General features: G+C 54.1%; 22 protein-coding genes. 12 read left to right on the forward strand and 10 right to left on the reverse strand.

The window, feature by feature from the left end; all coding sequences use genetic code 11:
* Window positions 1–8: 8 nt before the first annotated feature.
* From mutM to ABKW30_RS06040, 5 genes are all read right to left on the reverse strand, one after another.
* Window positions 9–902 carry a bifunctional DNA-formamidopyrimidine glycosylase/DNA-(apurinic or apyrimidinic site) lyase gene (gene mutM, locus ABKW30_RS06020; protein WP_348597405.1) on the reverse strand — a complete coding sequence of 298 codons (894 nt, stop codon included), beginning with the start codon at window positions 900–902 and terminating at the stop codon, window positions 9–11.
* Window positions 895–2,124, reverse strand: a complete 1,230-nt coding sequence (locus ABKW30_RS06025) for a phosphopentomutase (protein WP_348597407.1) — start codon at window positions 2,122–2,124, stop codon at window positions 895–897. The genes mutM and ABKW30_RS06025 overlap by 8 nt, the downstream gene beginning before the upstream one ends.
* 78 nt (window positions 2,125–2,202) lie before the next feature.
* Window positions 2,203–2,838 carry a TadE/TadG family type IV pilus assembly protein gene (locus ABKW30_RS06030; protein WP_348597409.1) on the reverse strand — a complete coding sequence of 212 codons (636 nt, stop codon included), beginning with the start codon at window positions 2,836–2,838 and terminating at the stop codon, window positions 2,203–2,205.
* Window positions 2,822–3,328: a TadE/TadG family type IV pilus assembly protein gene (locus tag ABKW30_RS06035; protein ID WP_348597410.1), complete on the reverse strand. Its 507-nt coding sequence runs from the start codon at window positions 3,326–3,328 to the stop codon at window positions 2,822–2,824. The genes ABKW30_RS06030 and ABKW30_RS06035 overlap by 17 nt, the downstream gene beginning before the upstream one ends.
* Before the next feature lie 167 nt (window positions 3,329–3,495).
* Window positions 3,496–3,927: a pilus assembly protein N-terminal domain-containing protein gene (locus tag ABKW30_RS06040; RefSeq protein WP_348597412.1), complete on the reverse strand. Its 432-nt coding sequence runs from the start codon at window positions 3,925–3,927 to the stop codon at window positions 3,496–3,498.
* Between the two features lie 224 nt (window positions 3,928–4,151).
* Here ABKW30_RS06040 and ABKW30_RS06045 point away from each other — a divergent pair, with 224 nt between their 5' ends.
* The 9 genes from ABKW30_RS06045 (at window position 4,152) to ABKW30_RS06085 (ending at window position 12,986) form a co-directional block, all read left to right on the forward strand.
* Entirely contained in the window at window positions 4,152–4,349 is a 198-nt protein-coding gene (locus tag ABKW30_RS06045) for a Flp family type IVb pilin (RefSeq protein ID WP_348597413.1), read from the forward strand.
* Between the two features lie 8 nt (window positions 4,350–4,357).
* Window positions 4,358–4,882: a prepilin peptidase gene (locus ABKW30_RS06050; protein ID WP_348597415.1), complete on the forward strand. Its 525-nt coding sequence runs from the start codon at window positions 4,358–4,360 to the stop codon at window positions 4,880–4,882.
* 175 nt (window positions 4,883–5,057) lie between these two features.
* Complete coding sequence (gene cpaB / locus ABKW30_RS06055) at window positions 5,058–5,855, forward strand: Flp pilus assembly protein CpaB (RefSeq protein ID WP_348597417.1); 798 nt, start codon at window positions 5,058–5,060, stop codon at window positions 5,853–5,855.
* A 1-nt stretch (window position 5,856) separates the two neighbouring features.
* Complete coding sequence (locus ABKW30_RS06060) at window positions 5,857–7,416, forward strand: type II and III secretion system protein family protein (protein ID WP_348597419.1); 1,560 nt, start codon at window positions 5,857–5,859, stop codon at window positions 7,414–7,416.
* Window positions 7,413–8,117 carry a CpaD family pilus assembly protein gene (locus ABKW30_RS06065; protein ID WP_348597420.1) on the forward strand — a complete coding sequence of 235 codons (705 nt, stop codon included), beginning with the start codon at window positions 7,413–7,415 and terminating at the stop codon, window positions 8,115–8,117. Before ABKW30_RS06060 ends, ABKW30_RS06065 begins: the two co-directional genes overlap by 4 nt.
* Window positions 8,118–8,150: 33 nt before the next feature.
* Window positions 8,151–9,434 (forward strand): CpaE family protein, encoded by a 1,284-nt coding sequence (locus ABKW30_RS06070; protein ID WP_348597421.1) that lies wholly within the window; start codon window positions 8,151–8,153, stop codon window positions 9,432–9,434.
* A 23-nt stretch (window positions 9,435–9,457) separates the two neighbouring features.
* Entirely contained in the window at window positions 9,458–10,903 is a 1,446-nt protein-coding gene (locus ABKW30_RS06075; RefSeq protein WP_348597423.1) for a CpaF family protein, read from the forward strand.
* A gap of 27 nt (window positions 10,904–10,930) precedes the next feature.
* Complete coding sequence (locus ABKW30_RS06080; protein ID WP_348597425.1) at window positions 10,931–11,944, forward strand: type II secretion system F family protein; 1,014 nt, start codon at window positions 10,931–10,933, stop codon at window positions 11,942–11,944.
* A gap of 16 nt (window positions 11,945–11,960) precedes the next feature.
* Window positions 11,961–12,986, forward strand: a complete 1,026-nt coding sequence (locus ABKW30_RS06085) for a type II secretion system F family protein (protein WP_348597427.1) — start codon at window positions 11,961–11,963, stop codon at window positions 12,984–12,986.
* Window positions 12,987–13,037: 51 nt separating this feature from the next.
* On the opposite strand, the gene ABKW30_RS06090 is transcribed toward ABKW30_RS06085, so the two are convergent.
* Complete coding sequence (locus ABKW30_RS06090) at window positions 13,038–13,868, reverse strand: tetratricopeptide repeat protein (protein ID WP_348597428.1); 831 nt, start codon at window positions 13,866–13,868, stop codon at window positions 13,038–13,040.
* A gap of 124 nt (window positions 13,869–13,992) precedes the next feature.
* Between ABKW30_RS06090 and ABKW30_RS06095 the strand changes: the two genes are divergently transcribed.
* From ABKW30_RS06095 to ABKW30_RS06105, 3 genes are read left to right on the forward strand one after another with little or no spacing between them, the layout of a single operon-like run.
* A complete protein-coding gene (locus ABKW30_RS06095) occupies window positions 13,993–15,363 on the forward strand; it encodes a leucyl aminopeptidase family protein (protein WP_348597429.1) in 1,371 nt (456 codons plus the stop codon).
* 48 nt (window positions 15,364–15,411) lie between these two features.
* Window positions 15,412–15,777 (forward strand): MarR family transcriptional regulator, encoded by a 366-nt coding sequence (locus ABKW30_RS06100; RefSeq protein WP_348597430.1) that lies wholly within the window; start codon window positions 15,412–15,414, stop codon window positions 15,775–15,777.
* Window positions 15,774–16,643: an NlpC/P60 family protein gene (locus tag ABKW30_RS06105; RefSeq protein WP_348597432.1), complete on the forward strand. Its 870-nt coding sequence runs from the start codon at window positions 15,774–15,776 to the stop codon at window positions 16,641–16,643. Before ABKW30_RS06100 ends, ABKW30_RS06105 begins: the two co-directional genes overlap by 4 nt.
* Before the next feature lie 740 nt (window positions 16,644–17,383).
* Here ABKW30_RS06105 and ABKW30_RS06110 read toward each other — a convergent pair.
* Genes ABKW30_RS06110 through ABKW30_RS06125 form a run of 4 tightly spaced genes read right to left on the reverse strand, consistent with a single transcriptional unit; the run spans window position 17,384 to window position 22,207 of the window.
* Window positions 17,384–18,343: a glyoxylate/hydroxypyruvate reductase A gene (locus tag ABKW30_RS06110; RefSeq protein ID WP_348597434.1), complete on the reverse strand. Its 960-nt coding sequence runs from the start codon at window positions 18,341–18,343 to the stop codon at window positions 17,384–17,386.
* A complete protein-coding gene (locus ABKW30_RS06115) occupies window positions 18,340–19,971 on the reverse strand; it encodes an ABC transporter ATP-binding protein (RefSeq protein ID WP_348597435.1) in 1,632 nt (543 codons plus the stop codon). The genes ABKW30_RS06110 and ABKW30_RS06115 overlap by 4 nt, the downstream gene beginning before the upstream one ends.
* Window positions 19,968–21,104, reverse strand: a complete 1,137-nt coding sequence (locus tag ABKW30_RS06120; RefSeq protein WP_348597437.1) for an ABC transporter permease — start codon at window positions 21,102–21,104, stop codon at window positions 19,968–19,970. Before ABKW30_RS06120 ends, ABKW30_RS06115 begins: the two co-directional genes overlap by 4 nt.
* Entirely contained in the window at window positions 21,104–22,207 is a 1,104-nt protein-coding gene (locus ABKW30_RS06125; RefSeq protein WP_348597439.1) for a microcin C ABC transporter permease YejB, read from the reverse strand. Before ABKW30_RS06125 ends, ABKW30_RS06120 begins: the two co-directional genes overlap by 1 nt.
* Window positions 22,208–22,223: the final 16 nt, after the last annotated feature.

Here is a 22,223-nt window from a genome sequence, read left to right on the forward strand (position 1 = left end):
AAATTCTCCTAATGCTGGCAGACAGGACAGTAGAAAGTTGAGCGGCCGCTTTGGACGATACGCGATATCGTGCCACCACAACCCTCGCGCGGGCAAGGGGAACCTTCGCGATCATAAACCGAAAACGAGTGCTGGAAATATCCAAGCTCTCCGTTGGTCTGCGCGTAATCCTTCAGACTGGAGCCGCCAGCTTTTATCGCGTCAGCTATGACGTTGCGTACGGATGTTGCGAGACGATCAGACATGGGCGTAGCACTGCCATCCGGACCGGCAATGCTGCCGGCCATGCGCACCGGAGAAAGCTCCGCGCGCCAGAGCGCCTCGCACACATATATATTGCCGAGACCGGCGATGAGTTTCTGATCCAGCAAAGCTGCCTTCAGCGGCGCGGCTTTTCCAGCAAAAAGCCTGGCAATAAGAGATCCGTCCAGGCTGTTGCCTGTCGGTTCGGTGCCAAGGTCCTTTATAAGAGGGTGTGCATTGAGCTGATCCGGTTCGGCAAAAAGCATAAAGCCGAAGCGGCGCGGGTCATTATAGACAATGCGCCGGTTGATCCCGTCGCTTCCGGCAAGATGCAGCACCACATGGTCATGCGACGAGCTTTTGGATCGCTCATGATGGAAACTCCCGGGGACATCGCTGCCATCTTCCTGTTCAATGCGATAAGAGCCGGACATGCCAAGGTGGCTGATCAGGCCAAGGCCATTGTCGAGATGGAAGATAAGGTACTTGGCACGCCGCTCCAGAGATGAGATGCGGTGTCCGGTCAAACGTTCTGCAAACTTTTCCGGGAACGGAAAGCGCAGATCGGGGCGCCGCTGTTCCACCTCACGAATGGTCGCCCCTTCCATGGAAGGTTGCAAACCGCGCTTTACTGTTTCGACTTCGGGCAGCTCAGGCATCGGTGCTCTTCAAAAAACTCTTGCCATGCCTGCCTGCGGCAATGTTCAAATGCGCGGCAATCGTTTCGCCAATGTCGGCAAATCCGGGGCGAATGCCGAAAGAAGCACGGGGCAAACCGGCTCCGGCACACAGAACCGGAACCCGCTCGCGCGTATGGTCCGTTCCCTTGTAGGTTGGATCGCAGCCATGATCGGCGGTCAGTATCATCAGGTCGCCGGGTTGCAGTTTGGCCAGCGCTTCCGGCAACCGCCGGTCAAATGCTTCCAGCGCTGCCGCATAGCCCGGCACATCGCGGCGATGGCCATAGAGCATGTCGAAATCAACAAAGTTGGTGAAAACGAGATCGCCATCCTTTGCTTCATCCATTGCCTTCAATGTTTCATCGAAAAGCGCCATGTTACCGTTCGCCTTGCGTACATCACTCACACCGCGATGCGCATAGATATCGCCGATCTTGCCGATCGCAAATACCGTACGCCCCTCATCGGTGAGCCTGTCAAGCAATGTCGGTTCCGGCGGTGGAACGGAGTAGTCGCGGCGGTTGCCGGTCCGCTCGAATGTTTCACTGGTTTCACCGAGGAAGGGCCGTGCTATTACCCGCCCGATATTCAGTGGGTCGACCAGTTCACGCACGATCCTGCAAAGGTCATAGAGCCGCTGTAGCCCGAAATGCGTTTCATGGGCAGCGATCTGAATAACACTGTCGGTAGACGTATAGAATATCGGCTTGCCGGTGCGGATGTGCTCTTCTCCGAACTCCTCGATAATATCGGTGCCGGAAGCATGTTTGTTACCGAGAATACCGGGCAAATCTGCCCGTTGCACAGCGGCGCTTACGAGACTTTCCGGAAAGGTAGGGATTGTCTGCGGAAAATAACCCCAGCTGAAAGTGACCGGTACACCGGCGATCTCCCAATGGCCGGATGGTGTGTCCTTGCCATTCGAAACTTCTTCTGCGGCACCCCATAGGCCAGATGGGGAGGGTAATCGTAGTGGCAAAGGAAAACCAGATGCAAGGTTTGCAGCATGAGCCAAGCCTAGCGAACCGAGATTTGGCAGAAAAAGCGGACCTGAGCGAAGACTATCCTTATCGCCGTGTCCTACATTACAAGCTTCCAGGATATGACCATAGGTGTTGGAACCTTCGTCACCAAAGGCTGCGGCATCCGGCGCACCGCCAATACCAAAACTATCCAATACAAAAAGAAAAGCGCGAGACATGCCTCACTCCGTGGAAATCAGTACCCACAGATAGGTGAAACGCTGCCCAAAGACAAACTAGTGAAAGTGAATGACTGCTCAGCAAGCACTACACTTGGCGGATTTCTCCATTCTCACCCGCCCGAAAGCGCGATCAGAAAGGGTAATTCCTACCGCCGACGTGCCATTTGCTTTACTCGTGTGACTTGTAATGGTCCAAGCCATGAGGGGGACATAGGCGATGCTCATGTCAACGCGAATAACTGACGAATCCTTGATGAGCAGGCTGGGTTCAAGAGTAATGGCTGAGTTCTTTGCGAACGGAACGGTGTCGACACCATTAACCCTCCGGAAGGACCAGGCGACTGTTGCCTTCTTGCCATCCGAGGAGACATCTATTGCTGTAACCGTTATTTGTGGTGTGTCGCGCGCGTAGGGCAGAAATGCCGCCGCGCCGAGATCCATAATGCCTTTTATGTTCGCAGGTGTGGTTGTATCCTTTTCCTGCGTCAAGAGAGCAGACATGGTAGTAGCAGCACGGTTCAATTTGCGGTTGACGTCTATTCCCGTGACAATCTCGACACTTCCCATATAGAGCACGATGAGCACAGGGGCGATCAGGGCGAACTCCATGGCTGCCACACCACGCCGGTCCTTGAGAAACCGCAGGCAGGAAGAGCCGAAGCAGTAGAGTGCGGCGCCTAAGGCCGAATTTATCCTAGAGATAACTTTCATTTCGCCACGTCGCACTTGAGAAGATAAGGACCCGCGTCGTACCTGTGATGCGGCGCTGCAGGAAATCTGTCACGACCGGATAGCGATAAAACACCCGCAGGTGGTTGATCTTGCCGGAGCCGCCGGGACTGCTGACAAAACCCGCATTGTTGACGTCGCCATTGGACTTGATCGGCAGGGTCTTGGGTATGTCGGAGAATTTCGTATAGGACTTCAAATCTACTTCGAGGTTGGGACAGCCGTTCTCCGGCATCAACAGGCCTTCGCAGATTTTCTGCTTCAAAGTCGCCATTGTGAGGGTTGTCGCAGGCAATTGCCCCGTGAGGATTTGCCTCGCCACCCGGTCAGTGGAGTTTGCCATGGCTTGCTGAGCGGTAAAGCCAAGGTTTACTTCGAAGACCGAGAAAACCATGAAAAAGAACGGAAGTGCTATCAGCGCAAATTCGATAGCAACCGTGCCGCGACGGTTTTTGAAAAAACGTTCAAGCAATAACCCGTTTCGGGATCGTCTTCTTATTGTTTGCAGCATTTGTGCCCCGCCTCATTCCGACTGAGGACTAGCACGGGATTCGTTGATATCCCGTTCCGGACGAGGACCAAATTGCTGCTGTGGAATTCACCCTTTCTAAACCTTGACGGGTAAGGTCGCTGATCAGCTTAGTCACTGGTTCCGATAGTGCGATCGGACTCTTTTTCAGCGTCGGTCTTTTGAGCGGTTTCGCAATAGGGCGTGCACGACAATGTTTGCACGTTGGCGCGGCGATAAACGCGTGTAGTGTTGGCGACGCTGCGGCTGACCATAACTTCGTCGTCGACAATTGCTCCGCCTTCGGCATCCAGAATAACAATGTTCGTTATACCGAAGCCTTTGCCGGTAAGAACCACAGTCCGCGCATCCTTAACAACAGCATCTGCTATCGCAGGGTCGCCAACGACCACAGTATCTGCCGGTCGCGCGAGTTTGAGTATGCGGGCCTGATTCATAACGACATGAATGCCGGTGTCGGCGTGAGCAAAGGGCAGGGTGGAGAACAGGGCGGCCAAAGCCATTCCTGCTATGCTCAACTTCTGGATGCTGATCCGGATCATGGAATGCCCTTTAAATGGAAATGCTCCACGCAAAATGGACAATATTGATGAAGGAAGATTTAAATCCGCAATACAATATTAAGCATAATACCAGCTGTGACTTTGAGGTTCATAAAGATGGATGGCCGGAATTTACTATTCCCTAAGTCTGTTTCTTAAACCCAAAGCAATGCCACAAAGATATTTTGGGTCGAGAAGATGTCTATGAAGATGTGAGGCTGACCATGAAGCGCCGCGTAAACCGCTTTCCTGCCGTATTGGCCAAGCTGTTCAAAGACGATTCCGGCGCAACGGTCATCGAATATACGCTTATCGCTTCCATCATAAGTATCGGCATTCTGGCCAGTGCAGGCACGCTCGGCAAAACTGTCAGCACGCTTTACGTAAGCGTTGCCGAGCAAGTTACGGCAGCTACGGAGTAATTCAGAAAATGATTGAATCTATCATCCTCATCGTTTTCCCGTTTGCCATGGTGTTTGCTGCCATTTCCGACCTTTTGTCCATGACAATCCAGAACCGTGTGTCTCTTATACTGCTGGTGACGTTCGTCGTCATCGCGCCTTTCACCGGCATGGGCTGGGATCAATACGCTATGCATTTCGTGGCAGGTGCTGCCGTACTGGCGGCAACATTCGGGCTTTTTGCTACCGGGACAATGGGCGGCGGCGATGCCAAGCTCATGTCCGCGACGGCGATCTGGCTTGGATGGAATCTTGAGCTTGTAAGCTACCTGTTGACTCTCTCCCTCTTGGGCGGGCTCCTTACGATGGCAATCCTGAGTTATCGCAAGTCTCAGACGATCGTTGTTTTTACTTCCCGCTTTGCTTTCATGCACAGGCTTGCGCAGAAGGATGAGGGGGTGCCGTACGGGATTGCACTTGGGCTTGCCGGATTGTTGAGCTTCCCGGCTTCGCCTCTCGGTCTGTGGGTTGTGCAACAACTTGTCCACATGTGAGCCTATGCTTTCCGACTTGCTTCAAGCGCAAGTAGTTTGAGAGACTACCAGCCGAAAATATAAGACGTTAAACGACATTAATCATACTTATAAGCGTTTTATTAACCATAAGTACACGATTGGCAGGGCAGTATGCGACCTTAGTATTGAGACGAAAGTCTAACGGGGCGCTTAAATGCAAAAAGCACGACTGGTCATCCTGATCGTGGCGGTTACTGCCGCCGGCGCTGCCGGCTATCTCGCCATGAATATGAAACCTGAAACCACTGTCGTTCAGGCCGAGGCAAAACCGCAGGTAGAATTGCCGGAGGTGCTGGTCGCGACTGAAAATCTGGGCGTTGGGGCCGAGATGCAAGGGCAGATGCGATGGCAGTCGTGGCCTGCTTCGGCTTTGACTGAAGGCTATATTACGCGAGCCGAGCGCCCGAATGCAGAAGAAGAATTAAAAGGCTCCACCGTTCGCCTCCAGATATTTCCGGGTGAACCAATCCGCGAAGCAAAACTCATCGGCAAGGGGCAGAGCTTCATGTCGGCGCAGCTTCCTGCTGGTATGCGGGCTGTCGCTACACAGATTGCCGCCGACACTTCGGCTGGCGGTTTTATACTTCCGAACGATTATGTCGATGTCATCATGATCCGCCAGATGGAAGACGAACAGAAGCAATATGTGACGGAAACTATCCTGACCAATATTCGCGTTCTGGCAATCGATCAGACCATCCAGGAAGATGAGACCGGCGACAAGACGAAGGTAGGTTCGACTGCCACACTTGAGCTGACACCCGAACAGGCCGAGATACTGACCGTCTCCCAGCAAATGGCAACGCGCCTTGCTCTCGTCTTGCGCTCTGTTCAGGACGCACAGGAGGTAACTGGTCCGGGCGCTGGATATCTCGTCAATTCGCCGGGCCGTGCCGGCAATGTAAAACTCATCAAGTCCGGTACAATCACCGAAATTCTGGGGCGCAAATAAAATGGCAAACAAGCCAGACAAGGTTTTCACAGGCGAATATACCGGTTCTATTTTATCCAAGGTTGCGATTGCCATGCTTGGCTGCGTGCTGACAGCCTTGCCGGTGCAAGGTCCGGTATTTGCACAAAGCAATGTCGTCAGGCTTAACCAAGGTCAGGGCGAGGCAAAACGCATCAACCTCGGGTTGAATAAATCGTTGGTCGTCGATCTGCCGGCTGATGCCTACGACATCCTCGTCGCCAATCCGGGCGTCGCTGATGCGGTAACACGCACTGCACGACGTATCTATCTGTTCGGCAAACAGGTAGGCCAGACTAATGTTTTCGTGTTCGGCCCCAATGGTGAGCAGCTCGCGAGTTTCGACCTGATCATCGAACGCGACGTGGCAGGCCTGGAAGATAGCCTGAAAAAGTATATTCCAGACTCCAATATCAAAGTCGAACTGATGAATGACAACGTCATTCTGACCGGAACAGTACAGACACCGCTTGACGCCAAGCGTGCGTCCGATCTTGCAAGACTGCTCGTTTCGGGCGGTGAAGCGACAACCGGCCAATATGCTCAGACATCAATCGGCACTGGCAATGGCGGTACGAGTGTTGTCGTTGGCGATCAGGATGAAGAACGCCAAACCAGCAAGATCGTCAATCTGATCCAGATAACCGGCGAAGATCAGGTGACACTGAAAGTCACGGTCGCCGAAGTCAGCCGCACTGTGATGAAGCAGCTGGGTGTTAATCTCGTCGCATCCGGGTCTAGCAACGGCATCAATTTCTCGGGTCTTTCCCAGAATGCTACAGGACTAGGTCAAACGCTGAGCGGATCAGGAGCGGGCATAGGAGGTACAATCGGCAATACGACGATCGGTGCATACCTCAATGCAATGGAATTGGCCGGTGTCATGAAAACGCTCGCTGAACCAACCCTGACAGCGATTTCCGGCGAGAAGGCAACTTTCAAAGTAGGCGGTGAGTACAACCTTCTTTCAGGCCAGGATGTAGACGATAAGGGTAAGATTACGCGGGAACATAGAGTTATTGATTACGGTATAGGTCTGGAGTTTGTGCCGGTTGTTCTATCGCCCGGGAGAATTAGCCTGAAGGTACGCACATCGGTATCAGAGCCGACGATTGAAGGGTCCCTCACCGTTGGAACCTCCGTGCGTGAACCAAATGCCAACCTTATTTCTATCCGCAAGAGACTGGCGGATACCACTGTGGAGCTTCCTTCCGGTGGTTCAATGATGATTGCAGGCCTCATGCGGGATGATGCGCGCCAAGCGATCTCCAGCTTCCCCGGCTTGTCGAAAGTGCCGATCCTTGGAACGTTGTTCCGCAGTCGCGACTTCGTGAGAAACGAAACTGAACTCGTCATTATCATCACACCCTACCTTGTCCGCCCAGTGGCCCGCACGGCGCTCGCTCGGCCTGATGATAATCTGAATCTGGCAAGCGATGCTGCCGGGATATTCCTCGGTCAGGTCAACCGCGTCTACGGGTCCAAAGAAGCCAAGCTGCCAGCGGAACGTTACGAAGGCAATGTCGGATACATCTACAAATGAGTAAGGGCACAATCATGTTCGACACAAACAAGCGTAGCGGTCTCAAGCCGGTTCTGGTGGTTCTTGCCATGTCCTTACTTGCCGGTTGCGCTCAGAGGAGCGACACAACCGCCAGTATCCCGGATGACTATCGGACAAACCACCCCATCGTCATTTCGGAGCAGGAGCAGGTTGCCGACATTCCAGTCGGTCATGCGGACACGCATTTATCGATCACCCAACGCAGTATCATTCAACAGGCAATCGGCAATTATCGCAGTAACGGCTCAGGGGTCATTCATATCCTGATACCCACTGGGTCGCCAAATGCGCGTGCAGCTGCACGGCTCAAGAATGACATCGCGGCTACACTTCGCCGGGGCGGCGTCAAGCCGTTCAACATTTCCAGCGAGACATACGATGCGGAGGGACCATCGGCTCCGGTGCGTCTGTCCTATTCGGCAATGACAGCTTCCACAAACCAATGCGGTCAATGGCCGAAAGACATTCTCGATACGGCTGACAACAAGCACTATGCCAATTTCGGTTGTGCCAGTCAGAATAACCTTGCAGCCCAAATTGCCAATCCGGCCGATCTTCTTGGGCCAAGGGCAACATCACCTATTGATGCAGAGCGGCGTGGTTTTGTCATCGACAAGTATCGCAGCGCAACGGTGCCGGTCATGCCGAACAGGTCGGAAGTCGATTACAACCTCGAATAAATCGCATTTTTCTCGAACCGGCGGAATACGACAATGAGTCAATTGGCCTTGGACACAGACCCATATTTGGAAGAGGCAGGCAGCGATGGCAAAGCCGGGCGGCTGAATGTGCACAGGCCGATTCCGCGCATTTCGATACAGGCATTTTGTGAAACGGAAGCAGTTGCCAAGCAAATATCCCGCGCCAGCGAAGACCGCCGCATGGCCAAGGCGCATGTGCAGATCCACATGGGGGGATTGGAGGCGGCGGTTGAACTGTTTCAAACAGTGCCGACGCCAAACCTGATTCTGCTGGAAACAGGCGCTACGCCTCGCGATGTGCTGCCAGCACTCGCGACCCTTTCGGAAGTTTGTGATCCCAGTACCAAGGTCATCATTATCGGTCACTACAATGATGTGTGGCTGTACCGGGAGCTGATGCGAAACGGCATCTCTGAATATATGGTGGCGCCGATTGACCTTTCGGATGTCATTGGTGTGGTTGGCGGCCTGTACAGTGATCCGGAATCGAAGCCGCTCGGCAGCTCGATTGCGTTCATCGGTGCGAAGGGTGGTGTAGGCGCTTCAACCATTGCGCATAATGTCGGCTGGACTATTTCATCGCTGTTCAAAAGCGAAGTAGTGATCGCGGATATGGACCTGCCTTATGGCACGGCAAACATAAATTTCGATCAGGACCCTGCCCAAGGCATAGCAGAAGCTGTGTTTTCTCCTGAACGTATTGACGACGTGTATCTTGATCGCCTGCTGGCGCAGTGCGCAGACAATCTGTCTCTGCTTGCTGCGCCATCCAGCCTGGACCGGGTCTTTGATTTTCGCGATGATTCATTCACACACCTGATCGATGTGGCACAGCGCTCCGTTCCCCATGTCATTCTGGACATTCCACATACATGGAACGGCTGGACGAGAACAACGCTGGCACGAGCTGATGAAGTGGTCATCGTCGCGTCGCCGGAACTTGCCAATCTTCGCAACACGAAAAACCTCATTGACACTTTAAGGCAGTTACGTCCGAACGATACTGCCCCGCAGCTCATTCTCAATCAGGTCGGCATCCCGAAGCGCCCGGAAATTGCATCGGCGGATTTCTGTAATCCGCTGGGAATCAAACCGATCGCAACGATCCCTTTCGACCCGGCGCTGTTCGGCAATGCTTCCAATAATGGTCGGATGTTGAGTGAAACAGACCCAGCCAGCCCTATCGTCCAGAGCATCAATGAGATCGCGCACATTTTGACGGGGCGGCAAAAAATCAGTCCACGTAAGAAGGCCGGATTTGGATCGGTGTTTTCCAAGTTGAAGCGCAAGAAATAGTTGTGAGCAGGTAAAGCGAAATCATGTTCGGTAAACGCGGCAATGCCCAGCCAAATGAATTCAGAGCTTCGGTTCTTCCTGTCGCGGCGATAAAGCCCGATGCAGGGCGGCTGCCACGAGATATATTGGAGCCAAAACGTTCTCCGGTTGAAGCACCGAAAGTCGTCATGCCGGTGCGCGAGAAAAACGAAGCCTATTACGATACGAAATCGCAGGTCTTTGCCGCGCTGATCGACACGATTGATCTGGCACAATTGTCGAAGCTTGATCCCGACGTGGCGCGTGAAGAAATTCGCGACATTGTCAACGATATCATCGCTATCAAGAATTTTGCCATGTCGATCTCGGAGCAGGAAGAACTGCTCGACGATATCTGCAATGATGTGCTTGGTTATGGTCCGCTGGAGCCCTTGCTGGCCCGTGACGAAATCTCGGATATCATGGTCAACGGCGCCCGCAAGACCTATATCGAAATTCTCGGCAAGGTCGAGGAATCAGGAGTCCGGTTCCGTGACAACCAGCAGCTTCTGAACATCTGTCAGCGCATCGTCAGTCAGGTGGGCCGTCGCGTCGATGAATCAAGCCCGATCTGCGATGCGCGATTGCCTGACGGTTCGCGTGTTAACGTGATTGCGCCTCCGCTCGCAATTGATGGCCCTGTATTGACCATCCGTAAATTCAAGAAGGACAAGCTGACACTTGACCAGCTTGTCCGCTTTGGCGCTATTTCGCAAGCCGGTGCCGAGCTTCTCCAGATCATCGGGCGCGTCCGATGCAATATCGTCATCTCCGGCGGTACAGGCTCGGGTAAGACGACACTGCTCAATTGCCTCACGAATTATATCGATAAAGACGAGCGCATTATCACTTGCGAAGACTCGGCTGAATTGCAGCTGCAACAGCCGCATGTGGTGCGCCTTGAAACGCGTCCGGCAAATCTCGAAGGCGAGGGCGAAATCACCATGCGCGATCTCGTCAAGAACTGTCTGCGTATGCGTCCGGAACGGATCATCGTCGGCGAAGTGCGCGGACCGGAGGTCTTCGATCTTCTGTCAGCCATGAACACGGGCCATGACGGTTCCATGGGTACGATCCACTCGAACAGCCCGCGCGAATGCCTGAGCCGTATCGAATCCATGATTGCCATGGGCGGTTTTGCGCTGCCCCAGAGAACCGTGCGCGAGATAATCGTGGGTTCTGTCGATATTATTATTCAGGCTGCCCGCCTGCGCGACGGTTCACGCCGCATCACGCATGTAACCGAAGTGATCGGCATGGAAGGGGATGTGATCATTACACAGGATCTCCTGACCTATGACATCACGGGTGAAGACGCCAATGGCAGGTTGACCGGGCATCACGTGTCAACGGGTATCAGCCGTCCGCATATGTGGGAAAGAGCCCGATACTACAATGAGGACCAGCGCCTCGCCAACGCGCTCGACTCCATGGAAAAGCCCAAACTATGAGCGCGGCCCATACCGAGGAACCATTGAATGTTCGGGCTTGATCTCGCGCAAATGGGTTTTGTCTGTCTGGTGATGATCTCATCATCGGCGCTGGCGTATTTTTTCTTCTTCGACACGATTGCCGAACAGAAAAAGGCTGCCGAGCGGCTCAAAGCCATGAAAATGATGACAACGGACAGCTTGAGCAAGTTTGCCACGCGCGACAAGCAGGCTGAGGCGAACAAGCGCCGGAAATCCGTTCAGGACACCCTGAAAGATATCGAGCAACGCCAGAAACTGCGCGACAAAAACATCAAGTCACCACCGTTGAAAATGCTGATTCAGCAGGCGGGAATGCGGGTAACGCCGGCGCGTTTTTATGTCTATTCGGTTATTACCGGCCTGATCGTCATGCTGATCGGCTCTTTTCTGGGCTCGCCGCTATATCTTACGCCCGGTCTCTTCATTGCGGGTGCAGTTGGCCTACCGCGCTGGTTTGTCTATTTCCGGCGAGGGCGCCGGATCAAGGCTTTTCTGCAGGAGTTCCCGAATGCCATCGATGTCATTGTGCGTGCCATTCGCTCTGGCCTACCCCTGAATGATGGTATCCGGCTTATCGCGCAGGAGGCACAGGAGCCCGTCAAGACTGAGTTCCGGCGTATTGTCGACCAGCAGCAGGTTGGGGTGAGTATCCCTGATGCTGCCATGCGTATGTCGGAATACATGCCCTGCTCGGAGGCCAGCTTTTTCGGCATTGTTATCCAGATACAATCGCAAGCCGGTGGCAATCTTTCCGAAGCATTGGGTAATCTTTCACGCGTTCTGCGGGACCGGAAGAAGATGGCTGCCAAGGTGCAGGCACTTTCGATGGAAGCAAAAGCCTCGGCTTACATCATCGGTGCGCTGCCTTTTATCGTTGCTACGCTCGTCTATCTCACAAGCCCCGACTACATCATGATCCTTTTCACCACTTCCAGCGGACACTTCGTTCTTGGCTGCGCCGCCGTCTGGATGTCGATCGGTATTATGATCATGAAGAAGATGATCAACTTCAAATTCTAGATGCACGGATATCCCAATGGTCGACGCATTTTCCAAAGCTATTCATGACCCGGCATTCATCTTTGCCGTTCTGGTAGCCGTGTGCATCTTCGCGACGATTGTAACCGTACTTATGCCGATCTTTTCCGGCTCGGGGCTGAAGGCCCGAATGAAATCGGTAGCGCTGGAACGGGACCAGTTGCGCAATCGCGAAAGGGCGCGTCTTGCGACCGAGAGCGAGAACAGACGCAAGAACTCATCAAGCTCCCTGCGCCGCGTCGAACGTGAAGGCGTGCGGCAATTTGTAGAACGCCTTGATCTCCAGCGTGCGCTGGCAGACGAGAAAACTGCGGCCGCTTTGCGCACCGCAGGGTTCCGTGGTCAGAATGCCCTTAATATCTTTCTGGCTGCACGTTTTGGCTTGCCTTTCATAACGCTGGGGCTGGCCGCTTTCTGGATATTCGGGATGGGCGGGCTTGCGCAACAGAATACATTCGTGCGGATGGCAGCGTGCTTTGCCGGCGCCTATGTGGGTTTTTACCTGCCCAATCTTTATGTCAGGAACGCCGGCACAAAGCGCCAGACCGCTATACAGGGCGCATGGCCGGACGCGCTCGATCTGCTGCTGATATGCGTGGAATCCGGTATGTCCATCGAAGCGGCCTTCAAAAAAGTATCAGAAGAAATAGGTGTCCAGTCGGCGGAGCTTGCTGAAGAACTGGTGCTGACCAATGCCGAACTATCATTCCTGCCGGAACGTCGCATGGCCTACGAGAATCTTGGTACACGCACAGGGCTTGAAACAGTGAAATCGGTCGTGCAAGCGCTCACGCAGTCAGAACGCTACGGTACATCCATTGGTGGAGCACTGCGGGTTTTATCGGACGAAAGCCGTGAAATGCGCCTGATGGCCGCTGAAAAGAAGGCGGCTGCCTTGCCGCCAAAACTGACCGTGCCGATGATCGTGTTTCTGTTGCCGGTCTTGTTTTGTGTGATCCTCGGTCCGGCAGTCATCCAGATCAATGCGCAAGGTGGCATCTTCGGACATGCGACACCGAAATAAGCAAAGCGGGTCTCGGTGATGATTTTTCTCCGGGGGAGGGAGGTAGAATCATCAGCCCTTCGGCTTTTTGTCTTTCAGCATGTTCCACGAGTTTTGCTGCGACAGCATGGAACGCAGATATTTGACATTGGTGCGGGCCTGCTGGGGAGAAAGCTCCTGGCTTGCGATCTTTTCGGCCTCATCAAAGCGACCCTGTAGACCTACAACGAGAGCAAGGTTTTGACGCACACGGCTATCAGCGCCGGATGAAACTACTGCTTTTCGCAAATACTCCTCGGCAGTGTTAAGCTCTCCGGAAAGCACGTATGACATACCCATGTTGGAGTAAATGGAGGCTTCATCGGGTTTGACCTGCAATGCCTTGCGGTAGAGGTCGCGTGCTTCGCTGGTCTTGCCCAATTGATCGAGAATAGCACCCTCGGCAGACAGGAGCCGCCAATCCGGATACTCCGGTGTCTGCGCCCTGCGCAAGGAATCCAGCGCTGCTTCAAACTCGCCGCTGCTCGCCAGTGCCTTGCCATAGGCGGCCAATACACTGCGGTCCTTTGGATAGGCAATGGCCAGGCTGCGCATCACGGCGAGAGCCTGATCGCTGCGGTTGGTCATGCGAAGCACGGTGGCATAGTTGACCGCCGCCGTTTTATCCTTCGGATTGCTCTGATAGCGGTTTCCAAGGCTTGTCGATGCCTGCATCAACTGCTGTTCATTCATCTGGTCGAAGTTACCCGCCGGTAGGGCAGGTGACTCGCTGGTTGCAGGACTGATCGAGCCCGTGGTCGTCTTGTCGGTTGTGGAGCAGCCGGAAATGCCGGTCGTCAAAGCGATTAACGCTACTGAGAAAATGAAACTGCACTTGCGTTGAATAAAAGCTGGACCTGTCATAATTTGCCCCATGCGCAGCTTATCGTCTGCGGACCCATTCCCATATGAAAGAAATAATCTGTTAACCCTAATGGACTCTTAACAATGTCGATCCGGGATGCAGAAGTTTGATCAGGAGAAGCCTATGACCGCTGAAATCACCGCGAAAAAATCGCGCACCAGCAAACCTGTATGGTTTGTGCGCAAAGGCGAGTTGGCGACAGCCGGTCTTGAAGGTGTAATGCTTGGCTGGGCAAAGGCGAATGGCTTCGATGGACAGGCTGGACGGGTCCTAACCGTTCCCGGTGACGATGGCGGGATCGCTGGCGCGCTGTTCGGATTGGGTAAGGATGAAAATCGCTTGGCAGCGGGAAAGCTCGCCACGGCTTTGCCGGAGGGCGCATGGCATATAGCTGGAAACGTCAATGAACCGGATTTGACAGCGCTTGGCTTTCTTCTCGGTGGCTACAAGTTCACGCGCTACACCAAGAAAGACAAAACGAGCGTCAGCCTGACGCTGCCGGAGGGAGCAGATAAAGCCGATGTAAAGCGTCTGGCCAAGGCGGTTACACTCGCCCGCGATCTTATCAACACGCCTACGAATGACATGGGGCCGGTCGCGCTTGAATCAGCTGTACGGCAGGTTGCCGATGACCATAAGGCATCGGTCAATGTCATAAAGGGCGATGCGCTGCTGAAAAAGAATTTCCCCATGATCCATGCGGTCGGACGTGCCGGTAGCGAAGAGCCGCGGCTCATCGACCTGCAATGGGGCAAGAAAGATGCTCCCAAGGTGACGCTGGTGGGCAAAGGTGTCTGCTTCGATACGGGTGGTCTGGATATTAAACCCGCCAGCAGCATGCTGCTGATGAAAAAGGACATGGGCGGTGCGGCCAACGTGCTGGCGCTTGCGCAACTCATCATGGATGCCAAGCTGCCCGTACGACTGCGCCTGCTGATACCGGCGGTCGAAAACTCGATATCCGCCAATGCTTTCAGGCCGAGCGATGTGCTGACCAGCCGCAAGGGCCTGACTGTGGAGATTGGCAATACGGATGCTGAGGGGCGGCTGGTATTGGCCGATGCTTTGGCACTCGCCGACGAAGAAGAACCGGATCTGCTCATCGATATGGCGACCTTGACCGGAGCTGCACGAGTAGCACTTGGGCCGGACCTGCCGCCGTTCTATTCCAATGACGATGCCTTCGCGTGGGACATTGCTGCCAGTGCTACTGCTGTTGCCGATCCTGTTTGGCGCATGCCACTTTGGGCACCCTATGATACCAAGCTATCTTCCCGTGTCGCCGATATGAACAATGTAACGACTGATGGTTTCGCCGGTTCGATTACAGCGGCTTTGTTTTTGCAGCGCTTTACCAGCAAAGCGAAGACTTGGGCACATTTCGATATCTACGGCTGGAATCCGGTGGAGAAACCGCATTCACCTGTTGGTGGAGAGGCTCAGGCTATCCGTGCGCTTTACCATCTTTTGAGACAGCGCTATCCGGCAAGCTAACAAGCTTGGTCTTTCAGCGTATGCAATATAGAATGGAACGGAGCCGAAATGATTGCGGAACCGTTCATGCTGGAACTGAAGCCCTTGCAGGCGCTGACATTGTGGAAGGAAATCGCGCTATCGGAAGTGCGTGACGACGCCCACGATCTGACCATGCGTCAGCTTGCCGTGCTGCTCACTATTTATCTGGACCCGCCCCCTCACACGATCAGGGCGATGGCGGCCAAGCTTGCCGTGACAAAGCCCGTCATCACCCGCGCTCTCGACACAATGGGGGCTTATGGTTTGGTTGATCGCCATCGCGACGAAAAAGACAAGCGCAACGTTCTCGTCAAGAGAACGGTAAAGGGTGCGCTTTATGTTGAAAGGCTCGGGGATCTTGTGATCGCCAAAGCAAGAGGATTGCCACTTTGAAACCGACCGGGATACTCGACAAACGGCTGAATGCATACCGACCAGATCTTGCGGATGAAGGTCTGCGCGGGCTTGTGGAGGCTGACCGTTTTGTCGAAGGCAATCCGATGCGTATCGCTGATCCTGTAGTGGATGTGCGCTCTGAGCCGCGCGGAGATGCGGGCATGACAACGCAGTTTCTCTACGGCGATGATGTTCTCGTTTTTGAGGACGACAATGGCTGGTGCTGGATACAGAACGAGCGCGACGGCTATGTCGGCTATGTGGTGGACACGTCGCTTGATGTGCGCGCCAATGAGCCTACGCATATTGTCATTGCACCTCGCACCTTTGTCTATGTCGGCTCAGACCTGCGTTATCCGAGGTCGCGTGCGCTCTCCATGGGCTCGCTTGTTACAATCACTGGAGGACAGGAGCGTCGCGGTACGCTTTACGCGATGTTGCCAAGCGGAGAGGCAGTCATCGCCAAGCATCTGGTGCCTATCGACGAAGTGACACAGGACCATGTGGCGGTTGCCGAAAGCCTCATGCATACGCCTTATCTTTGGGGCGGTGTTTCGGGATTTGGCATCGATTGCTCAGGCTTGGTACAGCTGTCCCTTTTGATGACCGGGCAAGGGGCTTTGCGGGATACGGACTTGCAGGAAGGTTCTGTCGGCGAACTGATCGAGCCGGACGCCAGTTACAAGAATCTGAAACGTGGTGATTTCGTCTTTTGGAAAGGCCACGTGGGCATGATGGCCAGCCATTCGACGCTGCTGCACGCAAGCGGCCACACAATGAGCGTTACACTGGAGCCCTTGTCCGAAGCGATAGAGCGCATTGCCTATTTGTACGGGAAGCCTACAGCGGTGCGGCGGTTGTAGTTTACAAGGTTGGTGGTAACTTAGATAGGAACCATTTAATCAACTAGGTGTTGAATAAAGGTACGTGTTGTGCCATGTGTATGACACATACAGTTTTCGAGGTGAGAACGGCTTCCTCACGCGCCCGAAAGGGTTAGTAGCCGCAAGGCCAAGAGATGCGGAATTTAGCACCCGCCGAGAACTTCTGAAGACCCCGCTTTGTCGGGGTCTTTTAGTATTCAGACCCGGAATAGATGCTTCTTGCGAAGACGGCGATCCAATGTGCCGACATTAATTGGATAGCATGATTTCACTATGTATACACCGTTTTTGGAGGGCTTGAGATGGATGGCCAGCAAGACGATTAGATTGTCTTTTCGGACATGCAGTACAAGCTCGAACCCCTTATCCTTATGGTCGGGTGCCTGACCTACGTATGTGGGGTTGGCTACAGCTTGCGCAAGATGAGGTACGCACAACTCATACTCACTGGGATGTCTCGTCATAGCGTGTTTCTGTGCCGCAATCGAGAAATGTACGATACCAGCTTTTAGCGTCAATCCTACTTTTTCTAAGCGTTCGACAGGCAAGTCACCAAGATTTATGCCGCAAAGCCTTGCCCCACCTTTAAATGCCAAAAAGTAAACCTCGATCAGTAAAAATTTCTAAACTGCAATACCGCTCTGTTTGCGTACATCATACGTTTCTTGCGTATGAATATCTGTTTCACCAATGCCACTAATTGCCTGACGAGCTTTACCTTAATACTGCGCGGCCTTGTCCACGATGTTCTTCAAGGGTTCACCGCGCTCGTAAGACTCGATCTGCGCGACAATTTCCGGAACGAGTGCCTGCGGGCTCGAGCTTGCGGCTGAATGCGGGGTGATGATCACCTGTGGGTGAGTCCAGAGTGGATTATCCTTGGGTAACGGCTCTTTGTTGAACACGTCCAGCGTCACGGCCGAAAGCATACCGCGTTCAAGCGCGGCCAGAATGTCTGCCTCGTTCTGCAGGCCGCCGCGTCCGGCATTTATCAAGACCGGTGCGCCGAGTGGGCCTTCATGCTTCAACTGCGCAAAGATGTTCATCGACAGGATGTTCTTCGTTTCAGGCGTTAAAGGAAGCAGGCAGACGAGAATATCAACATCCTTGAGGAAGTCCTTCAGACCGTCCTTGCCAAAATGCGTTGTAACACCCTCGATGGTTTGCAGGCGGCGGCTCCAGCCACTGACCCGGAAGCCAAGCGTGCGCAACTTCTGCGCGGCGTCACGTCCAAGCACGCCAAGGCCAAGAATGCCAACGGTCACTTCGTGGGCAGCGGGCTGACGGCGATCCTCATGCCAGACGCGCTGTTTCTGCTGCTCGCGATAACGCAAACCCAGTCGATGATGATCCAGCACCTGCCAGACGACATATTCGCTCATGCGCATCGTAAGGTCCGGCGAAACAATACGGACGATTGGAACGTCTGGAATCTGCTGATCATGGAAAACGTGATCCACACCGGCACCCAGAGAGAAAATGACTTCGAGCTTGGGAAGGTTCACCAGAGAGCCGGGGCGCTGTTTCCAGACAAGCGCATAACGAACGTCGCTCTTGGCAGCTTCAGTGTCTAGAACAAGTTTACGCTTCGGTGCCGATTTGGTGAATTCCGACTGCCAGACTTCCGGGTCCCAGCCGGTTACCGCCAGCAGTATCTTGTCGCTCTCCACGCTCGTCATTCGCTAACCGCTCCCTGTTCGGCCGTTTCTATCCTGAAGGCCGCAGCCATCAGGGCTTTTGTGTAATCCGTCTTCGGACGTGCGAAGATTTCCTCCGAAGGTCCATATTCCACTGCCTTGCCATTGCGCATTACCAGAACGTCATTGGCAAGCGCTCTTACCACTTTCAAATCATGGCTGATGAAAAGATATGCCAGATTGTGCTTCTGCTGCAATGAGCGCAGGAGATCGACAACCTGTGCCTGCACGCTCATGTCGAGTGCGGATGTTGGCTCATCAAGCATGACAAAACGTGGGTTGAGTACCATCGCCCGGGCGATGGCAATGCGCTGGCGCTGACCACCCGAAAACTCATGCGGATAGCGGAAGCGATTTTTAGGATCGAGGTTCACTTCCTTGAGGGCGGCGACAACGCGCTCATCGCGCTGATCCGCCGACAGTCCCGGTTCGTGAACTTTCAGGCCTTCTGCAATGATTTCTGCGATAGACATGCGCGGCGAGAGCGAGCCGAATGGGTCCTGAAACACGATCTGCATTTCGCGGCGCAAAGGGCGCATCTGCTTGAAGGTAAACTGGTTGATATCCTTCTCACCAAAACGGATCACGCCTTCCGAAGAAATCATGCGCGACAATGCGAGGCCCAAGGTTGTTTTGCCGGAGCCGGATTCACCGACGACGCCAAGCGTTTGACCGGCACGAATGGTCACGTCGATGCCGTCAACGGCTTTTACGTGATCGACAGTGCGGCGGAAAAAGCCCTGCTTGATCGGAAACCACACCTTCATGCTTTCGCCGCGCATGACAGGTGCGGCAGATGGGTCAGCCGAAGGTGGATTGCCCTTTGGTTCTGCGGCAAGCAGATGTTTGGTATAAGCGTGCTGAGGATTGTCGAAGATTTCCTTTGTCGGCCCTGTCTCAACGATCTTGCCGCCTGTCATGACGCAGACGCGGTCCGCAATCTTGCGGACAATTCCAAGGTCGTGGGTAATGAAGAGCATCGACATGCCCTGTGCAGATTTAAGCTCTGCAAGCAATTTCAGGATTTGCGCCTGCACCGTCACATCAAGCGCCGTTGTCGGCTCGTCAGCGATCAAAAGCTTTGGCTTGTTGGCCAGCGCCATGGCGATCATGACGCGCTGACGCTGGCCGCCGGAGAGCTGATGCGGATAGGCATCGAGGCGCTTTTCGGGCTCGCGGATGCCGACTTCTTCTAGCAGCTCCAACGTACGCTTGCGGGCTGCCTGATCCCGCATGCCCTGATGCAGTTTCAGAATTTCGCTGATCTGTTTTTCAATGGTGTGGAGCGGATTGAGCGACGTCATCGGCTCCTGAAAGATCATCGTGATATCATTGCCGCGGACGCGGCGCAGATCAGTTTCATCTTTGTCGAGCAAATCTTCGCCATTAAAAAGAATTTGACCGGATGGATGCGATGCAGGCGGGTAGGGCAAGAGCTTCAATATCGAAAGTGCCGATACGGACTTGCCTGAGCCGGATTCCCCGACGAGCGCCACCGTTTCGCCTTGCGCGACATCAAATGAGATATGATCGACGGCAAGGGTCTCTTTGCCGTTCTGCGTGAAGGCTACAGAGAGATCACGAACTGAGAGAAGAGGTGCTTTTGTCATTTGAAAGCCTTGCGCGGGTCAAAGGCATCGCGGGTTGCTTCACCAACAAAGATCAGCAGCGACAACATCATCGAAATGACGACGAAGCCTGTAATGCCAAGCCAGGGAGCCTGAAGATTATTCTTGCCCTGAGCCAGCAGCTCGCCAAGCGAAGCCGAACCCGGAGGAAGGCCAAAGCCGAGGAAATCCAGTGACGTCAAAGTCGTGATCGATCCATTGAGGATGAACGGAAGGAAGGTCAGCGTCGTCACCATGGCATTGGGCAGGAGATGGCGGAACATGATCGTGCGATCCGGGACGCCGAGCGCTCGCGCAGCGTTCACATATTCGAAATTGCGTGCACGCAGGAATTCTGCACGGACAATGCCAACGAAGCTGACCCATGAAAACAGCAGCAGAATGCCAAGCAGAATCCAGAAGCCCGGCGGCAGGATGGATGACATGATCAGCAGCAGATACAGCGTTGGAACCGAAGACCAGATTTCAATGAAACGCTGCGCGATGAGATCGACCCAACCGCCAAAATAGCCCTGCAACGCGCCGGCGGTAACACCGATCACTGCAGAGGCAGCGGTGAGGATCAGGCCGAAAAGCACCGAAATGCGGAAGCCGTAGAGTGCGCGGGCGAAAACATCGCGGGCCTGATCGTCGGTACCCAGAATATTCTTGTTACCGAAGGTGCAGTTGGGATCATTGACACCGAGCGGGTAGCGGTTGCACTGCTGCTCTTCCGTGTAAAGCCAGAATGGTTTTGAAGGGGCGGTATCCGGCAACTCGTTGTTGACTGTGCGATAGGAGTAGCGCACGGGCGGCCAGATGGCCCAGCCATTGGAATTGATCTCGTCTTGAATAACCGGGTCGCGGTAATCAGTAACCGCGTAGAAGCCGTTGAACTTCTCTTCCGGATAATCGACCAGCACAGGAAAGAGAATCTCGCCCTTGTAGGAGACGATGATCGGCTTGTCGTTGGCAACCAATTCGGCGCAAAGCGAAACAGCGAACAGGAAAAGGAAAATCCAGAGCGCCCACCAGCCGCGCCGGTTTGCCTTGAAATTCTGCCAGCGCCGCGCATTGAGCGGAGAGAGGCGGGGGCGCTTTACCGGCGTAGGGGCAGTTCCGACAATATCGGTCATCAGACATCCCTCCGCTCAAAGTCGATGCGGGGGTCGATCCATGTGTAGAGCAGGTCCGACAAGAGCGACATCAGAATGCCGATGAGGGCAAAAATATACACGGTCGCTATGACCACTGGATAATCGCGGTTGAGGATGGATTCATAACCAAGCAGGCCAAGGCCATCGAGCGAAAAGATCGCTTCTATGAGCAGCTGTCCGGTGAAGAAAATGGATATGAACGCGGCAGGGAATCCTGAGATCACAATCAGCATGGCATTGCGGAAAACGTGACCGTAGAGGATTTTCCGCTCCGAAAGCCCTTTTGCCCGCGCTGTCGTAACATATTGCTTGCGGATTTCATCGAGGAACGAGTTCTTTGTCAGCAGGGTAGTGGTGGCAAATGCCGACAGCAATATCGCTGTTAGAGGTAGAACAAGATGCCAGGCATAGTCTACGATCTTCTCGAAAGTAGACAGCTGGTCAAAATTATTCGAGGTGAGACCGCGTAACGGGAACCAGTCGAAGAATGAACCGCCCGCAAAGAACACGATAAGCATGATGCCGAACAGAAATCCGGGAATGGCATAGCCGATAATGATAATCCCGCTGGTCCAGACATCGAAAGACGAGCCATCTTTTATGGCCTTGCGGATGCCGAGAGGTATCGAAATCATATAGGATAACAGCGTTGTCCATAGTCCGAGCGATATGGAGACCGGCAGCTTTTCCTTTATCAGCTGGATTACGCTTATATCGCGGAAATAGCTGCGCCCGAAATCAAAGCGCACGTAGTTCCAGACAAGCAGGCCGAAACGCTCAAGTGGCGGTTTATCGAGGCCAAACTGTTTTTCAAGGCTGGCGATGAAGGCGGGGTCGAGGCCCTGTGCACCGCGATATTTGGAATTGCCCAAGCCAGTCCCGAGTTGATCCTGGGATTGGCCGACATCAGCCCCGCCGCCGCTGATGCGGTCCATGGCGTTGCCGCCCTGTCCGGTCAACTGGCTGATGATGCGTTCGACGGGTCCACCCGGCACAAACTGCACGATGACGAAGCAGACAAGCAATATGCCGAACAGTGTCGGTATCATCAGAAGCAGGCGACGTAGAATATAGGCTCCCATCAGGGGTGCCCTCTCA

This window comes from Phyllobacterium sp. SB3 (genome assembly GCF_040009165.1).
Taxonomy (GTDB): Bacteria; Pseudomonadota; Alphaproteobacteria; order Rhizobiales; family Rhizobiaceae; genus Phyllobacterium.

What these genes read in the sequence shown, in the direction of transcription:
- mutM (WP_348597405.1), bottom strand. Translation starts at nt 902, where the DNA reads ATGCCTGAGCTGCCCGAAGTCGAAACAGTAAAGCGCGGTTTGCAACCT.
- ABKW30_RS06025 (WP_348597407.1), bottom strand. Translation starts at nt 2,124, where the DNA reads ATGTCTCGCGCTTTTCTTTTTGTATTGGATAGTTTTGGTATTGGCGGT.
- ABKW30_RS06030 (WP_348597409.1), bottom strand. Translation starts at nt 2,838, where the DNA reads ATGAAAGTTATCTCTAGGATAAATTCGGCCTTAGGCGCCGCACTCTAC.
- ABKW30_RS06040 (WP_348597412.1), bottom strand. Translation starts at nt 3,927, where the DNA reads ATGATCCGGATCAGCATCCAGAAGTTGAGCATAGCAGGAATGGCTTTG.
- ABKW30_RS06045 (WP_348597413.1), top strand. Translation starts at nt 4,152, where the DNA reads ATGAAGCGCCGCGTAAACCGCTTTCCTGCCGTATTGGCCAAGCTGTTC.
- ABKW30_RS06050 (WP_348597415.1), top strand. Translation starts at nt 4,358, where the DNA reads ATGATTGAATCTATCATCCTCATCGTTTTCCCGTTTGCCATGGTGTTT.
- cpaB (WP_348597417.1), top strand. Translation starts at nt 5,058, where the DNA reads ATGCAAAAAGCACGACTGGTCATCCTGATCGTGGCGGTTACTGCCGCC.
- ABKW30_RS06060 (WP_348597419.1), top strand. Translation starts at nt 5,857, where the DNA reads ATGGCAAACAAGCCAGACAAGGTTTTCACAGGCGAATATACCGGTTCT.
- ABKW30_RS06065 (WP_348597420.1), top strand. Translation starts at nt 7,413, where the DNA reads ATGAGTAAGGGCACAATCATGTTCGACACAAACAAGCGTAGCGGTCTC.
- ABKW30_RS06070 (WP_348597421.1), top strand. Translation starts at nt 8,151, where the DNA reads ATGAGTCAATTGGCCTTGGACACAGACCCATATTTGGAAGAGGCAGGC.
- ABKW30_RS06075 (WP_348597423.1), top strand. Translation starts at nt 9,458, where the DNA reads ATGTTCGGTAAACGCGGCAATGCCCAGCCAAATGAATTCAGAGCTTCG.
- ABKW30_RS06080 (WP_348597425.1), top strand. Translation starts at nt 10,931, where the DNA reads ATGTTCGGGCTTGATCTCGCGCAAATGGGTTTTGTCTGTCTGGTGATG.
- ABKW30_RS06085 (WP_348597427.1), top strand. Translation starts at nt 11,961, where the DNA reads ATGGTCGACGCATTTTCCAAAGCTATTCATGACCCGGCATTCATCTTT.
- ABKW30_RS06090 (WP_348597428.1), bottom strand. Translation starts at nt 13,868, where the DNA reads ATGACAGGTCCAGCTTTTATTCAACGCAAGTGCAGTTTCATTTTCTCA.
- ABKW30_RS06095 (WP_348597429.1), top strand. Translation starts at nt 13,993, where the DNA reads ATGACCGCTGAAATCACCGCGAAAAAATCGCGCACCAGCAAACCTGTA.
- ABKW30_RS06100 (WP_348597430.1), top strand. Translation starts at nt 15,412, where the DNA reads ATGATTGCGGAACCGTTCATGCTGGAACTGAAGCCCTTGCAGGCGCTG.
- ABKW30_RS06110 (WP_348597434.1), bottom strand. Translation starts at nt 18,343, where the DNA reads ATGACGAGCGTGGAGAGCGACAAGATACTGCTGGCGGTAACCGGCTGG.
- ABKW30_RS06115 (WP_348597435.1), bottom strand. Translation starts at nt 19,971, where the DNA reads ATGACAAAAGCACCTCTTCTCTCAGTTCGTGATCTCTCTGTAGCCTTC.
- ABKW30_RS06120 (WP_348597437.1), bottom strand. Translation starts at nt 21,104, where the DNA reads ATGACCGATATTGTCGGAACTGCCCCTACGCCGGTAAAGCGCCCCCGC.
- ABKW30_RS06125 (WP_348597439.1), bottom strand. Translation starts at nt 22,207, where the DNA reads ATGGGAGCCTATATTCTACGTCGCCTGCTTCTGATGATACCGACACTG.